The organism is Streptomyces sp. NPDC093261, from assembly GCF_044753645.1.
In the GTDB taxonomy this organism is placed as follows: Bacteria; Actinomycetota; Actinomycetes; order Streptomycetales; family Streptomycetaceae; genus Streptomyces.
This window is the reverse complement of the sequence record NZ_JBIVNO010000011.1, coordinates 172,085-186,015: the sequence shown is the minus strand read 5'-3', so window position 1 is coordinate 186,015 and position 13,931 is coordinate 172,085. Positions and strand designations below refer to the sequence as shown.

Genomic DNA, 13,931 nt, shown 5'->3' with positions numbered 1-13,931 from the left:
GGCCGCAGCAGTTCGGTCAGCAGCTGGGTGGGGGTGGGCCGCAGCAGTTCGGTCAGCAGCTGGGTGGGGGTGGGCCGCAGCAGTTCGGTCAGCAGCTGGGTGGGGGTGGGCCGCAGCAGTTCGGTCAGCAGCCGGGCGGGGGTGGGCCGCAGCAGTTCGGCCAGCAGCAAGGGCAGCAACAGTTCCGGGGCGAGGGGCAGGGGGGCCGACAAGGCCAGGACCAGGCCGGTGGCGACGGACAGGGTCGGCAGTCGGGCGAGGCCCGAAAGAACGGGACAGGGCAGCAGCAAGGGCAGCAAGGTCAGAAAGACAAAGGCGGGCGACTGGCCGTCGGTTCGCAGCACGGGGTGGACGCGGGCCTGGGCGGTTCCTACGCCCGGTGGTCCGTCCCCGCACTCGTCATCGGCGGCTTCCTGATCGCGGGCGCGCTCGCCGCCGCCCTGCACCGGGTCTGGCTGCGCGGCGGACGGAGGCGGCTGAACCCGTGACGCGGTTGAACCCGGACGGACACCCATGATCGGCCCGCACCCGGGGTACTCAGACCTCTGGGGCCCCACCAGCACCGTAGGGGAACAACCGGCACCGTAGAGGAACAGGGGTGACGAGGACGGCCGGCGGGCGGCGGGTGTCCGCGGCGAGCCAGGGATGCGGGACGCCAACAGGGACTGCGCGGAGGCACGCATGCGGCGGACGGAACCGGAAGGGCACGGCACCGTCCGTCACGGCCCGTCCCTGCCGGGTCAAGGGCTGCCTCTGCTGCCCGGGCTGTCCACCGCGCTCGCCCAGGCCGGGGGCCATGACGGCGCCGAACCCACCGGTGGCGTCCGCGGGCTGCCCGGCGCCACCTGTGGTTACTTCGAGCGACGCGGACTGCCCGCCCGGCCCGACGAGGTGGCCGCCGCACCCGGCGCCGCCTCCCTGCTTCTCGCCGTCACCGCCGCGCTCGGCGGTGACGTGCTCGTCCCACGGCCCTGCGCCGCCTGGTGGGTGCCCCAGGTCAGGGCCCTCGGACGGGCCGTGTTCCCGGTGGCGACACCCGCCGAGTGCGGCGGCGTCCCCGACTCGTACGCCCTGCTGGAGACCGTGCGCAGGATCCGCGCCGAAGGCGGCGACCCTCGGCTGCTGGTGCTGGCGGTCGCCGACGACCCGACCGCCACCGTGGCGCCGCCCGAACTGGTGCACGAGACCGTGGAGGCCGCCGCCGGGGAGGGGCTCCACCTGGTAAGCGACGAGACATGGCGCGACACCGTGCACCAGTCGCGCGACACCGTGCTGCTCAGCCCCGCCGAGATGCTGCCGGAACGGGTCACCGTGGTCACCGACCTCGCCGGCCCTTTTCTGCCGGCGGGCTGGCCCGCGGCCGTCGCCCGCTTCCCGGCCACCGCCGACGGTGCCGGGCTGCGCGCCCGCGTCCTCGACGTGCTCACCGCCCTCGGCGCCCATATCGCCGACCCGGTGGCCGCCGCGGCCGCGTACGCCCTCGACGAGCCGCCCGAGATCACCCAACGCCTCCGCGCCTCTGTCGCGCTGCACACGCGCGTGGCCGACGCCGTGCACCGGACCGTGGTGTCCGCGGGCGTCCTCGCCAGACCCCCGCAGGCCGGGCGGCACCTCTACGCCGACCTCGAACCGCTGCGCCCCGCGCTCGGCGCCCACGACGTCGCTGACGCCCAGGAACTGGAGGACTTCCTCACGGCCCGCCTCGGCATGCCCGTCCCGGGCGGCCACCGCTTCGGGGACGACCTCGCGGCGCTCCGCGTGCGGCTGTCCACCGGCCCGCTCCTCGGCACGACCGCCGAGGAGCGCATCCAGTCCCTCCTGTCCCCCGCGCCGTTGGAACTGCCGCACCTGCAACGCGCGTTGAACCTCCTGGGATCGGTCTTCGACGATCTATGCGACGACGCTCAGCGATGGGAGCCTCCTCGATGACGCAGCAGTCCGAGCCGACCGTGAACCCCACCCCGGCGTACCGGAACGCAGGCGAGCCGGTGCCCACCTCACTGCTGGGGCCGGCCCCCGCAGCGCCCCCGCTCCCGCCGCTCGCCGAGCCCCGTCCGCTGGGCGAGCGCCGCATCTGGCCCCGCTCCTTCGTCGACCGGCTCACCGCCCCCCTGCCCGGCCTCAAGGCCCTCGCCCGCTTCGCCCGCGAGGGCACCGTGCGGCCAGGGCCCGAGGGCCTCAGGGACATCCCACTGCTGCCGTACGAGCCGGAGCCGCTGCCCCACGCCGACACGCGCACCCTCGCCGTCTCCTGGGCGGGGCACGCCAGTTGGGTGGTGCGCATCGGCGGGCTGACCGTCCTCACCGACCCGGTCTGGTCCCGGCGGATCCTCGGCACACCGGCCCGGATCACCCCCGTCGGCATCGCCTGGAGCGCCCTGCCGCGCATCGACGCCGTCGTGATCAGCCACAACCACTACGACCATCTGGACGCCCCGACCCTGCGCCGGCTCCCGTCCACGACACCGGTGTTCGTACCGGCCGGGCTCGCGCCGTGGTTCCGGCGGCGCAGATTCACCTGTGTCACCGAGCTGGACTGGTGGGAGGGCGCCGAACTCGACGGCGTCCGCTTCGACTTCGTCCCCGCCCACCACTGGTCCAAGCGCACGCTGACCGACACCTGCCGTTCCCTGTGGGGCGGCTGGATACTGACGGCGCCCGACGGACAGCGGGTGTACTTCGCGGGCGACACGGGGTACGGCCACTGGTTCGAGCGGATCGGCCGCCGCTATCCGGGGATCGACCTGGCGCTCATGCCGATCGGTGCCTACGACCCGCGATGGTGGCTGAGCGACGTCCACTGCGACCCGGAGGAGGCGGTGCGGGCGACCGCCGACCTGGGCGCGCGCCGGATGGCGCCCATGCACTGGGGCACGTTCGTGCTGTCGGCGGAACCGGTCCTGGAACCGCTGACGCGGGTGCGGGCGGCCTGGGAGAAGGCGGGGCTGGCCCGTGAGCACCTGTGGGACCTGCCGATCGGGGCGTCCCGCGTGCTGGAGTGAGCGGGCCGCTCAGGAGGCGGCGAAGCGGCGCACCCGGCGCCAGACCCCGGGCGCCGCGCTGATGGCGAGGGTCAGCACGACCGCCGCCACCACACCCTCCCAGGGCTTCGGGAACAAGGAGCCGCCCAGGATGCCGATCAGTTGGTACGTCACGGCCCAGGCGAGGCAGGCCGGGGCGTCGCCGCGGGCGAAGTCCCTGAGCGGCATGCCGGCCAGCAGGCAGGCGAGCATCACCGGTATCCGGCCGGCCGGGACGAGCCGGGAGAGGGTGAGCACCGCGACGCCGTGGTCGTTCAGCTTCCGCTGCGCCTGGTCCAGCCGTTCCTTGGGCGCGCGGTCGCGGATCGCCCGAAGCCGGCGGGAGCCGTTCTTCGACCGCACGCCGCGCCGCCCCAGCCAGTAGAGCGCGACGTCCCCGAGGAAGGCCCCGAGCGAGGACACGACGAAGACCAGCGCGAGGGAGAACGGCGCGGTCTCGTGGAAGGCCACCACCGCCGCCGTGCTGACAAGGGCCCCCGTGGGTACGACCGGCACCAGGGCCCCGATCAGCACCAGCAGGAACAGTGTCGGATAACCCACCGCCTGCTGTGTGGACTCGGTGGGCATGACGCCGCCCGTGACGGCGAGGAACATCACCGGGCGCCCTCCAGCCGGACGCTCTCCCCGTGGGAGAGGAGGTGCACCGCGACCTCCGGCGCGCGTTGCGCGGCGAGGCGCACGAACTCCTGGCCCGGCGCATGGAATTCATGGGGGCGCACGGCGTCCATTCCGATCGGCCAGTACGTGCCGTAGTGCACCGGCACCGCACTGCGAGGCATCAGCCCGGCCAGCGCCTGCGCCGCGCGCCCCGCGTCCAGATGCCCCTCCCCGAGGTAGGGTCCCCAGCCGCCGACCGGCAGCAGCGCCACATCGACCGTCCCGACCTCCTCCGCCATCGACGGGAACAGGCCCGTGTCCCCGGCGAAGTAGGTTCGGGCCTCGCCCTCGACGACGAACCCCAGCGCAGGGGAGCGATGCGGTCCCACCGGCAGCCGGCGTCCGTCGTGCCGGGCGGAGACGACCCGTACCACCAGGTCGCCGACCTGCACCTGGTCACCGGGAACGACCTCCGTGACCCGCAGCCGACCGAGCCTGCGCAGTCCCGGCACCTGCCCGGGGGCTCCGCGCGGCACCAGCAGACGGGTGCCCGGGGCCAGTCGGGCCAGCGACGGCACATGCAGATGGTCGGCGTGCAGATGCGACACCAGCGCCAGATCCGCGACCGCGGCCTCGGGCGGCGGCGGGGCACCGCGGCGCCGCCGCAGATGAGCCAGGCGCCGCGCGAACAGGGGATCGGTCAGTACCCGCACACCGGAGTCCTCGACGGTGCAGGTGGCGTGTCCCCACCACGTGATCTCCACCGGCACCCCGATGCCTCCTTCGCGCGACTCCCCCCGAGCCTACGGGCAGGGGTAGGGTCGGCGGCGAAACCCTGAGGTGAGGGGGGACCCCATGGGAGATGCGCATGGCACCTCCGGCACACGCGACGCCTCCGGCGGCCCGGCCACGGTCCGGGTCACGGCGATCGCCAGTCTGACGCCGCTGGAGGAGCTGGACGCGGACCCCTTCCTCGTCGACTCCCGCAGCCAGCACGCGATGTGCGCCCGCTGGGCGGCGGAGCGCGGCTATGTGGTGACGCGGGAACTGCTTGTGCGGGGGCTGCGCCCCGACCACAGCGCGCTGTGGTCGGACGTGGACGCGGGCCTGATCGACCTGTTCGTCGCCCCGAGCCGCCGAGTTCTGGAGCGCGCCCTGTCCTCCGTCGAGGAGTTCACCGCCGAGTGCGCGCGGCGGGGTGTGCGCGTCGAGACGGTCGGCCACGCGGAACCCTCCTACGACGCCCAGATGAAGGCCCGCGTCCACCGCCGCCTCTCGATGCCGACCGCGGGCTACGACGGTCGCTGACCCGGCGCCAGGCCCGGTCCGCGCTCCTCGGACGCTCCCAGGCCCCGGCCGGTGTCCCGCGCCGTTGTGACAGGGTGGGGATGGCCTCGCGGGGCGCGGAGGACGGGTCGGAACGAGAGGAGTGGAGTGGGTCGCGGGCGTTGGCACAGCCTGATCGGCGCAGGGGGGCGGAGCATCGCCGTGTGGGCCGCGTCCACCGTCACCATGCTCGTCCTCGCCGGGATCCTCCCGGACTTCCGGCTCCAGTCCGCGGGCGGCGACAGCGCCACCCGGATCGCCGTGACCGCCGCGGCCGGCGCCGGTGTCTTCGGTCTGCTGTCGGCCCTTGTGTGGCCCCTGCTCGTCCGGCTGCTGCTGCTCGTGCCCGCCCTCGTCCTCGGGCTGCTCGTCTTCTTCCTCAACGGCTCCCTGCTGCTGCTCGCCCTGCGCGTCAACCCCTCCGGGCGCGGCGAGGCCGCGCCCGAGACCGCCGTGGTGGTCGCCGCCGCGATGTCCGCCGTCGCCTCGGCCACCGGCGCCGCCCTGGCCGTCCGGGACGACGACGCGTACCGCAGAAGGCTCTACCGGCTTGCCGCCCGGCGGCGCGGACCCGCCCCCGGGCAGGACGGACCGGCCACCCCCGGTGCCGTCTTCGTGCAACTCGACGGCGTCGGACACGATGTGCTGCGGACAGCCGTCGACCGGGGGCTGATGCCGACCGTCGCCTCCTGGCTCACGCCGTCCGACGGCCGCGGCCCCGCCCACCGTCTCACCGCCTGGCGCACCGACTGGTCCAGCCAGACCGGCGCCAGCCAGCTCGGCATCCTGCACGGCTCCAACCACGATGTGCCGGCCTTTCGCTGGTACGAGAAGGAGAGCCGCGAGGTCATGGTCTGCAACCGGCCGACGAGCGCCGCCGAACTCCAGCGCCGCGCCATCGAGCGCACCGGTGACGGCGGGCTCCTCACCGTCGACGGCGCGAGCCGCGGCAATCTGTTCAGCGGCGGCGCCGACCAGCTCGCCCTGGTGCTGTCCGTCGCCGCGCGGCGCGGCCGGGAGAACCGCTCCCGGGCCGGCTACTTCGCCTACTTCAGCGATCCCGCGGGCGCCGTGCGCACCGCCATGTCGTTCGTCGCCGAGGTCGGTCGCGAGACAGGGCAGTCCACCCGGGCCCGTCTCGCCAGGCAGCGGCCACGGGTCGGCCGCGGTGGTCTCTACCCCTTCGTCCGTGCCTTCGCCACGGTCGTGGAACGGGACGTCGTCGTGGCCGCGGTGATCGGCGACATGCTCGCAGGGCGCAACGCGGTCTACGCGGACCTGGTGGCCTACGACGAAGTGGCCCACCACTCCGGTCCGCACAGCCGCGACGCCGAGCAGGTCCTGCGGAAGCTGGACCGCTCGCTGGCGTTGCTGGCCCAGGTCGCCGAGCACGCCCCGCGCCCGTACCGGATCGTGGTGCTGTCCGACCACGGCCAGAGTCCCGGCGAGACCTTCCGGAGCCGCTACGGGCTCAGCCTCGGTCAGCTCGTGCGGGCCGGCTGCGCCCTGCCGGTGCCGCGCCGGGTCGAGCGGACCCACAGCGGAGCCGAGGCGCGCGCGGCGGTACGGGCCGCACTGCGCCGACCGGTCGAGGAGAACGGCGGGGGGCACCGGGCGACGCGCCGCCGCACCGAGCCCGTCGTCCTCGCCTCGGGGAATCTCGGACTCGTCTCCTTCCCGGACGTGCCGCACCGGATGAGCAAGGAGGAGATCGACCGGCGTCACCCCGCGCTGCTGCCGACGCTCGCCGAGCACCCCGGCGTCGGCTTCGTCCTCGTCCGCAGCGAGGAGCACGGCGGGGTGGTGCTGGGGGCGCACGGCGTGGAGGTCCCGGTGGACCGGCTCGCCGACGGGAGCGGTCCGCTGGCCGACTTCGGACCCGGTGCCGCCGACGCCGTACGCCGCACGCACTCCTTCCCGCACACCGCCGACATCATGGTCAACTCCTGGTGCGACCCGGCCACGGGCGAAGTCCTCGCCTTCGAGGAGCAGATCGGCTCGCACGGCGGACTGGGCGGCGCCCAGGGGCGGCCCTTCCTGCTCTGGCCGGTGACCCTGTCCGCACCGGCCGGGGACGGCGCCGAACTCGTCGGAGCCGAGCGGCTCCACCATGTCTTCCGCCGCTGGCTGCGCGAGTGCGACGGCCCCCAAGTTCCCCTGAGCGGACGCGAGGACGAGGGCGAACGCGCCGCCTGACCGTCGCTGGAAGCGTTGCGTCACTCCCCGGGACCCGTTCATGGTCCCCGAGCCGGTCGCCGGGTGTGCCGGGCCGGAATGTGATCGGATAGGGCGCGGCACCCGGGAAAGGGACCGCCTTGACGAGAGCGCACGGCATGCGAAAGGACTCATCGTGGCAACCACGCGCACCGCACACACCGTCTGGGAAGGCAATCTGCTCGAGGGCAAGGGCGTCGTCACCTTCGACTCCTCCGGCATCGGACAGCAGCCGGTCACGTGGGCCTCGCGCTCCCAGGAGGCAAACGGCAGGACCAGCCCGGAGGAGCTGATCGCCGCCGCCCACTCAAGCTGCTTCTCCATGGCGCTGTCGCACGCCCTGGCCGGCGCCGGCACCCCGCCCACCAAGCTCGACACCAAGGCCGATGTGACCTTCCAGCCGGGTGAGGGCATCACCGGCATCCACCTCACCGTCGAGGGCACCGTCCCCGGCATCGACAACGACGCGTTCGTCGCCGCCGCCGAGGGTGCCAAGAAGAACTGCCCGGTCAGCCAGGCCCTGGCCGGTACGACGATCACCCTGGACGCCAAGCTCTCCTGACGCGCACACGTCCACCGGTGCCGCGCCCGCCGCACGGGGGCGCGGCACAGCCGTTTTCCGGGTATCCGATGACAGGGGGCGGACGGTGGCCGGGTGCCGGGCCGGCGTCATGGACACGGGGCCGCTCGAGTTCTGTGATGGAGTGCGACAGGCGCCCTGGCGGAAGGGGACGGCGATGGCACGGGCGGTCGGGATCGATCTCGGTACGACGAACTCGGTGGTGGCCGTACTGGAGGGTGGTGAACCCACCGTCGTCGCCAACGCCGAGGGCGCGCGGACCACCCCGTCGGTCGTGGCCTTCGCCAAGAACGGCGATGTGCTGGTCGGCGAGGTCGCCAAACGGCAGGCGGTGACGAACGTCGAGCGCACGGCACGCTCGGTCAAGCGGCACATGGGCGACCCGGACTGGCGTTTCCCGGAGCACGGGTCCGTCGACGGCACCCGCTTGCGTGCACAGGAGCTGTCGGCCCGTGTGCTCCAGAAACTGAAGCGGGACGCCGAGGCGTACCTCGGCGAGGACGTCACCGACGCCGTGATCACCGTGCCCGCCTACTTCGACGACTCCCAGCGCCAGGCCACCAAGGAGGCGGGGGAGATCGCGGGACTGAGGGTCCTCAGGATCGTCAACGAGCCGACGGCCGCGGCCCTCGCGTACGGCCTCGACCGCGCCGAGGAGCAGACCGTCCTCGTCTTCGACCTCGGCGGCGGCACCTTCGACGTCTCCCTGCTCGAGATCGGCGACGGTGTCATCGAGGTCAAGGCCACCAACGGCGACACCCACCTCGGCGGGGACGACTGGGACCAGCGGATCGTGGACCATCTCGCCCAGCGGTTCCAGGGGCAGCACGGCATCGACCTGGGAGCCGACAAGATGGCGCTGCAACGGCTGCGCGAGGCTGCCGAGAAGGCGAAGATCGAGCTGTCGAGCTCGACCGAGACCACCGTCAACCTGCCCTACATCACGGCCTCTTCCCAAGGCCCGCTGCACCTGGAGGAGCAGCTGTCCCGCGCCCGGTTCCAGGAGCTCACCGCCGATCTGCTCGACCGCTGCCGGACCCCCTTCCACCAGGCGGTCACGGACGCGGGCGTGAAGCTCTCCGCGATCGACCATGTCATCCTCGTCGGCGGCTCGACCCGTATGCCCGCCGTCACCGAACTGGTCAGGGAACTCACCGGCAAGGACCCGCACAAGGGTGTGAACCCGGACGAGGTCGTGGCGGTCGGGGCGGCCCTCCAGGCCGGTGTCATCCGCGGCGACGTCAAGGACGTCCTCCTGCTCGACGTCACCCCGCTGTCCCTCGGCATCGAGACCAAGGGCGGCATCATGACGAGGCTGATCGAGCGCAACACCACCATTCCCACCCGGCGTTCGGAGATCTTCACGACCGCCGAGGACAACCAGCCGTCCGTCGGCATCCAGGTCTACCAGGGCGAGCGTGAGATCGCCGCGTACAACAAGAAGCTCGGCGTCTTCGACCTCACCGGACTGCCGCCCGCGCCGCGCGGGGTGCCGCAGATCGAGGTGGCCTTCGACATCGACGCCGACGGGATCATGCATGTCTCCGCCAAGGACCTGGCGACCGGCCGGGAACAGAAGATGACGGTCACCGGCGGCTCCGCGCTCCCCAAGGACCAGATCGACCGCATGGTGCGGGACGCGGAGCAGTACGCCGAGGAGGACCGCAGGCGCCGGGAGACCGCCGAGACCCGCAACCAGGCCGAGCAACTCGTGTACCAGACCGAGAAGTTCCTGCGGGAGAACCCCGAGCACGAGGCGCGGGTCCCCGCGGACACGAGGAGCGAGGTGACGGCCGCCCTCGCCGGGCTGAGGAGCCTGCTGGAGGGCGAGGCCGACACGGCGGCGCTGCGGGCCGGCGTCGAGGAACTCGCCGCCGTCAGCCGGCGGATGGGGCAGGCGATGTACGCCCAGGCCCAGCAGAGGACCGAGAGCACCGAGCAGCACACACCGCCCCAGGACGAGGAGGGCGTGGTGGACGCCGAGATCGTCGACGACGACAACGACGCACGGGGCGGGACGGCCTGAGGCCGGAGCCGCCGGCTCAGGGCTTGCGCGCGACCCCCGCGTACACCGGCACGATGCCCTCCGCCTGGAGCGCGACGTCCTGCGGATCCGGCCGCCATCCACTGACGGGGATCACACCGGGGCCCAGCAGCTCAAGACCCTCGAAGAAGCGGGAGAACTCGGCGAGCGGGCGCGGAAAGAAGGGCGTGCCGCTCTGCCGGAACAGGCCGGCGGCCCGCTCCACGGCCTCCCGGTTCAGGTCCGGGGTCACCTGCGACACGACCAGGAAACTGCCGGGCGCGAGGGCCTCCACATACCGCCCCAGCAGCCCGTGGACTTCCTCGTCGAGGTAGTGCGTGAGCGCGACCAGCGACAGCGCGACCGGCTGCCCGAAGTCCAGGGACCGCGCGGCCTTGGTGAGGATGGCGTCCGGGTCGCGAACGTCCGCCTGCACGTAGTCCGTGGTGCCCTCCGCGGTCCCGCGCAGCAGCGCCTCCGCGTGCCGCAGCACGATCGGGTCGTTGTCCGCGTACACCACCCGCGCTTCGGGAGCCACGTCCTGGGCGATCCGGTGGAGGTTCGGCTCGGTGGGGATGCCCGTGCCGATGTCGAGGAACTGGCGCACCCCCGCCTGCGCCAGCGTCCGGGTCGCCCGGTGCATGAACCGGCGGTTGGCGCGCGCCCCGCGCCGCACGGTCGGATCCACGGCGAGGATCCTCCGGCCCAGCTCCTCGTCCACCGGGTAGTTGTCCTTGCCGCCCAGCCACCAGTCGTAGACCCGGGCGGGATGGGGCTTGCCGGTGTCGATGCGGGTAGGCGTCGCCTCGGGTCCGGTCGTCATGTGCAGGCTCCTGATGGGGGGTGGGCTGTGTGCTCGGTGGGTGGTCCGTGCGGCCGGGTCAGAAGGTGTCGCGGTACTCGCGCAGAATCGTCCTCGTGCGGTGGACGGAGGCCGCCTTCGCGGACATGTGGTCCAGGACCTCCAGATGCATGGCCACCTCGGCGCGTGCGTCGAGATAGAGGGCACCGGTCAGGTACTCGCTGTAGACCATGTCGGGCAGCTCCGGCTCCTGGAAACGGAAGAGCACGAACGGGGTGTACGTTCCCGGATGCGGCCCGGCGGCGAACTCGGCCACCTGCAAGGTGATTGCGGGGTTCTCACTGGCCTCGAGGAGCCGGTCGAGCTGGTCGCGCATCACCTGGGAGCGGATGCTCACCGGTCTTCGCAACACCGTCTCGTCCATGATCACCCACAGGTGCGGCGCGTCCGGGCGGGTCAGCAGCTCCTGCCGGGCCAGGCGCAACGCCACATGCCGCTCGATGTCCTGGGGACGGATCTGCCCGACGGTCCCGGCCTCCAGCACGGCACGGGCATAGTCCTCGGTCTGGAGCAGCCCGGGCACGAAGTGCGGCTCGTAGGAACGGATGATGCGGGCCGCGCCCTCCAGGCTCACATGCAGACTGAACCAGTCGGGCAGCACATCGTGGTACCGCTGCCACCAGCCGGGCCGGTTGGCCTCCTCGGCGAGCCGGACGAAGGCGGCGACCTCCTCGTCGGGCACGCCGTACCGCGTGAGCAGCACCTGCACATACGGGATCTTCAACGCGACATCGGCGGTCTCCATCCGCCGCACGGTCGCCGGAGCGACCCGCAGCACCTGCGCCGCCTCCTCGCGCTTGAGCCCCGCGGCCTCCCGCAACTCCTGGAGCCGCCGACCGAGCACCACCTGCCCCACGGTGGGCGCAGCCCGCCGCTCACTCACGCCACGCCTCCCCTACGCGCCGAAGTACGTGAGCAGTGTGGCACGTTCGGACGTACGTCTCACGGGGACTCCAGTGAGCGGAGGTATGTGACCGTCGCCGGGTCGGCGGGCAGGAACGTCTCGATGGCCAGTTCCGCCACCGTCACGTCCATCGGGGTGTTGAAGGTGGAGATGGACGAGATGAAGGACAGCACCCGGCCGTCGTGCTCGATCCGCATCGGCAGCGCGAAGTACGGTACGGCCTCGTCGGGTTCGGGACCGGTTCCGGGCTCGGGCCCGGCCGGGTCCGGAACCGGATATCCCGCCACCTCCTCGTACAGGGCCCGCAGGGCCGGCGAGCGGTGCAGGGCGATCTGGCGCTCCATCTGCGCCAGCAAGTGGCCCCGCCACTCGCGGAGGTTGCGGATGCGTGGCGCGAGCCCTTCGGGATGCAGCGTGAGACGCATCGCGTTCAGGGGCGAGGCGAGCAGCCGCTCCGGGACGCCGTCCAGAAGCAGCGCGATGCCGCGGTTGGCCGCGACCACGTCGTACCGCGCGTCCACCACCAGCGCCGGATAGGGCTCGTAGCCCCGGATCAGCCGCTCCACGCCCCCGCGCAGTGCGTCCATCGACGGGTCGTCCAGCGGTGTCTCCGGGTAGCGCGGTGCGTGACCGGCCGCCAGCAGCAGCGCGTTACGCTCGCGCACCGGGACGTCGAGCTGCTCGGCGAGCCGCAGCACCATCTCCTCGCTCGGCCGTGAGCGTCCCGTCTCGATGAAGCTGATGTGCCGTGCCGAGGAGCCCGCCCGCAGCGCCAGCTCCAGCTGGCTGACCCGTCTCCGCTCGCGCCAGCCCCGCAGCAGCGGGCCGATGCCCGAGTCCGAAGGGGCCGGTGGGGAGGCGGGGGCACCGGTCGCGACAATGGTCATACGGACGACCGTAGTCGAGGAGTGGTGCATGTACGACCGGCTGAACCCGTCCTGGGAGGCCACGGCGATCTACCGGGCCCGGGTGCGCGGGTCCCTGCTCGGAGGTGCCGTGGGCGACGCCCTCGGATATCCCGTCGAGTTCGTCTCCCTGGACCGCATCCGGGCACTGTACGGCGAGCAGGGCGTCACCGGACTGGCGCCGGACGCGGGGGGTGTCGTCGGCCGGGTCACCGACGACACCCAGATGACCCTGTTCACCGTGGAGGGGCTCCGGCTGGCGCACCGACGCGAACGGCACCGGGGAATCGGCGGCGGCTGGTCCCAGCTGGTGCGGGAGGCGTACGGCCGCTGGTTCGACACACAGCGTCTGTCCGGCCCGCCCGAGGGTGCCGAGGGCCTCGCGGCCCAGCCGTGGCTGTACGCGCGCCGCGCGCCCGGCAACGCCTGTCTGTCCGGCCTCGCCCAGGACTTCGTGCCCGACCCGGACGCCGCACTCGGCCGTCCCGGCCCCGTGAACTCCGACTCCAAGGGCTGCGGCGCGGTCATGCGCTCGGCGCCCTTCGGCCTCACCCGCGTGCCGGCCGACACCGCCTTCGCCATGGCGGCCCGCAGCGCCCAGACCACCCACGGCCACCCCACCGGCTACTACTCCGCGGGCGCCTTCGCCGCGGTCGTCGCGCATCTGCTCGAGGGTGACTCCCTGGAGGGCGCGGTGCTGCGCGCTCTGCGCCTGCTGGCCCGGTACCCGGGGCACGAGGAGACCACGGCCGCGCTGCGCGGCGCCGTCGACCTGGCGGCCGAGGGCCTGCCCACCGCGGAGAAGGTGCAGACGCTCGGCGCGGGCTGGGTCGGCGAACAGGCCCTGGCCATCGCCGTGTACTGCGCCCTGGCCGAGCCCGACGTCCGGCGCGCTCTGCTGCTGTCCGTCAACCACTCGGGGGACAGCGACTCCACCGGCGCCCTGTGCGGCAACCTCCTCGGCGCCCGTCACGGCGACCACGGGCTGCCGCAGGACTGGCTGGAGCGCGTCGAGGGCCGGGCCGAGATCAGCGTCGTCGCGGACGACCTCGCGGCGGAGTGCGCACGAAGCTGACGGCCCGGGGGCACGGCCGTGCGTACGGCGCGCCACGGAGGGGATGTGACAGGGTGGGGCGCACCCCGCGTCGTACGGAAGGAGCCAGGCCATGCCCGTCGAACCGCTGTCGCAGAAGGAGATCGAGGACCGGCTGGCGGAGCTGCCCGGCTGGTCGCTGGACGGCGACCGGATCGCCCGCTCCTACCGGTTGGGCTCACACTTCGCGGCCACCGCGATGGTCGTGCACATCGCCCAGGTGCAGGAGGAACTCGACCACCACTCCGACTGCACCCTGGGGTACAACACCGTCTCCCTCACGGTGAACACGCACAGTGTGGGGGGCGCCGTCACCGAGCTGGACTTCAATCTCGCCCACCGCATCGAGGAGCTGGCGCCCGGGCACGGGGCGCACTGAACGGGGC

At 73.0% G+C, this 13,931-nt stretch carries 15 protein-coding genes; 9 read left to right on the top strand and 6 right to left on the bottom strand.

The window, feature by feature from the left end; translation table 11 throughout:
- Positions 1-344: hypothetical protein (locus ACIP94_RS23640; protein ID WP_402428916.1), on the bottom strand; the 344-nt coding region annotated here is incomplete at its 3' end.
- Between the two features lie 3 nt (positions 345-347).
- On the opposite strand from ACIP94_RS23640, the gene ACIP94_RS23635 reads away from it, so the two are divergent.
- From ACIP94_RS23635 to ACIP94_RS23625, 3 genes are all read left to right on the top strand, one after another.
- Positions 348-488 (top strand): hypothetical protein, encoded by a 141-nt coding sequence (locus ACIP94_RS23635; protein WP_402428914.1) that lies wholly within the window; start codon positions 348-350, stop codon positions 486-488.
- A gap of 193 nt (positions 489-681) precedes the next feature.
- Positions 682-1,929 carry an aminotransferase class I/II-fold pyridoxal phosphate-dependent enzyme gene (locus ACIP94_RS23630; RefSeq protein ID WP_402428911.1) on the top strand — a complete coding sequence of 416 codons (1,248 nt, stop codon included), beginning with the start codon at positions 682-684 and terminating at the stop codon, positions 1,927-1,929.
- Positions 1,926-3,002 carry an MBL fold metallo-hydrolase gene (locus tag ACIP94_RS23625; protein WP_402428908.1) on the top strand — a complete coding sequence of 359 codons (1,077 nt, stop codon included), beginning with the start codon at positions 1,926-1,928 and terminating at the stop codon, positions 3,000-3,002. The genes ACIP94_RS23630 and ACIP94_RS23625 overlap by 4 nt, the downstream gene beginning before the upstream one ends.
- A 9-nt stretch (positions 3,003-3,011) precedes the next feature.
- On the opposite strand, the gene ACIP94_RS23620 is transcribed toward ACIP94_RS23625, so the two are convergent.
- Both ACIP94_RS23620 and ACIP94_RS23615 read right to left on the bottom strand, forming a co-directional pair.
- Positions 3,012-3,635 (bottom strand): DedA family protein, encoded by a 624-nt coding sequence (locus tag ACIP94_RS23620; RefSeq protein ID WP_402429083.1) that lies wholly within the window; start codon positions 3,633-3,635, stop codon positions 3,012-3,014.
- Positions 3,635-4,408, bottom strand: coding sequence for an MBL fold metallo-hydrolase (locus ACIP94_RS23615; RefSeq protein ID WP_402428905.1), 774 nt, complete (start codon positions 4,406-4,408; stop codon positions 3,635-3,637). Before ACIP94_RS23615 ends, ACIP94_RS23620 begins: the two co-directional genes overlap by 1 nt.
- An 85-nt stretch (positions 4,409-4,493) precedes the next feature.
- Between ACIP94_RS23615 and ACIP94_RS23610 the strand changes: the two genes are divergently transcribed.
- The 4 genes from ACIP94_RS23610 to dnaK all read left to right on the top strand — a co-directional run bounded on the left by ACIP94_RS23610 (position 4,494) and on the right by dnaK (position 9,784).
- Positions 4,494-4,946, top strand: a complete 453-nt coding sequence (locus ACIP94_RS23610) for a hypothetical protein (RefSeq protein ID WP_402428903.1) — start codon at positions 4,494-4,496, stop codon at positions 4,944-4,946.
- 126 nt (positions 4,947-5,072) lie between these two features.
- Positions 5,073-7,160 carry a phage holin family protein gene (locus ACIP94_RS23605; protein WP_402428900.1) on the top strand — a complete coding sequence of 696 codons (2,088 nt, stop codon included), beginning with the start codon at positions 5,073-5,075 and terminating at the stop codon, positions 7,158-7,160.
- 154 nt (positions 7,161-7,314) lie between these two features.
- Positions 7,315-7,740: an OsmC family protein gene (locus ACIP94_RS23600; RefSeq protein ID WP_402428897.1), complete on the top strand. Its 426-nt coding sequence runs from the start codon at positions 7,315-7,317 to the stop codon at positions 7,738-7,740.
- A gap of 175 nt (positions 7,741-7,915) precedes the next feature.
- On the top strand, positions 7,916-9,784 hold the full coding sequence (dnaK, locus tag ACIP94_RS23595; protein WP_402428894.1) for a molecular chaperone DnaK: 1,869 nt from the start codon (positions 7,916-7,918) through the stop codon (positions 9,782-9,784).
- 16 nt (positions 9,785-9,800) lie between these two features.
- Here the strand turns inward: dnaK and ACIP94_RS23590 are convergent, their stop codons facing one another.
- From ACIP94_RS23590 to ACIP94_RS23580, 3 genes are read right to left on the bottom strand one after another with little or no spacing between them, the layout of a single operon-like run.
- Positions 9,801-10,604 carry an SAM-dependent methyltransferase gene (locus tag ACIP94_RS23590; protein ID WP_402428891.1) on the bottom strand — a complete coding sequence of 268 codons (804 nt, stop codon included), beginning with the start codon at positions 10,602-10,604 and terminating at the stop codon, positions 9,801-9,803.
- Positions 10,605-10,662: 58 nt separating this feature from the next.
- Positions 10,663-11,526, bottom strand: coding sequence for a helix-turn-helix domain-containing protein (locus ACIP94_RS23585; RefSeq protein WP_402428888.1), 864 nt, complete (start codon positions 11,524-11,526; stop codon positions 10,663-10,665).
- 59 nt (positions 11,527-11,585) lie between these two features.
- Positions 11,586-12,434: a helix-turn-helix domain-containing protein gene (locus ACIP94_RS23580; RefSeq protein ID WP_402428885.1), complete on the bottom strand. Its 849-nt coding sequence runs from the start codon at positions 12,432-12,434 to the stop codon at positions 11,586-11,588.
- Between the two features lie 28 nt (positions 12,435-12,462).
- Here ACIP94_RS23580 and ACIP94_RS23575 point away from each other — a divergent pair, with 28 nt between their 5' ends.
- Together ACIP94_RS23575 and ACIP94_RS23570 are read left to right on the top strand one after the other, a co-directional pair.
- Entirely contained in the window at positions 12,463-13,527 is a 1,065-nt protein-coding gene (locus tag ACIP94_RS23575) for an ADP-ribosylglycohydrolase family protein (protein WP_402428882.1), read from the top strand.
- Between the two features lie 91 nt (positions 13,528-13,618).
- Positions 13,619-13,924, top strand: coding sequence for a 4a-hydroxytetrahydrobiopterin dehydratase (locus ACIP94_RS23570; RefSeq protein ID WP_402428879.1), 306 nt, complete (start codon positions 13,619-13,621; stop codon positions 13,922-13,924).
- The last annotated feature ends 7 nt before the right edge of the window (positions 13,925-13,931 follow it).